This window comes from Candidatus Symbiopectobacterium sp. NZEC135, from assembly GCF_025962695.1.
Genome location: NZ_JAGFPF010001543.1, coordinates 1 through 513, shown reverse-complemented (window position 1 = coordinate 513; position 513 = coordinate 1). Strand labels below are relative to the sequence as shown.

Annotated in this window: 1 protein-coding gene and 1 pseudogene; both read right to left on the bottom strand. The window is 52.6% G+C overall.

The window, feature by feature from the left end:
* The coding region (gpU, locus tag J5224_RS35275) for a phage minor tail U family protein (RefSeq protein WP_264629420.1) at window positions 1–203 on the bottom strand (203 nt) is incomplete at its 3' end.
* Window positions 200–513: pseudogene (locus tag J5224_RS35270) on the bottom strand (phage tail protein); the annotation flags it as partial. The gene gpU and the pseudogene J5224_RS35270, both read right to left, overlap by 4 nt.

Here is a 513-nt window from a genome sequence, read left to right as displayed (position 1 = left end):
ACATGCAAAATTCCCTGCCAGGTTCCCTCATCCAGATACCCATCATCAACGCTTTCTGCATCGGTTATGTATACAGCGATACATGGGAGTGACTGGGCATCGATAAACGCCGGACGCCCGTCAGAGAACGCGACATCAACATCGGTAATGTTGGATTGCAACGCAGACAGCACCGCATTGCGTATTGCTGTATGTTTGTTCATCGCTTAAGAATTAGCCTTAACTGGTTGTTCAATGCTGCGCGGAGTTCTTTCGGTATGTCCGTACACGGAATCCCGCCGTTAACGGCTTTTCCAGTGGAATTTTCACCACTTCGACCGGATAGCGTAATTTCGACGTACGCCTCAGAACGTGCCAGCGCCCGTTTTTCAGTTGCTGAATGAACGCCCCCGGAAACGAGAACTTACCCACCCGCAGTACACTTCCCGCTGCCAGCAAGGCCCCTTTCTTTCGCCGCAACTGAACGCGGGCTGCACCTAACTTGATGGCGGGCAGGTTCCCGCGATTGACCTT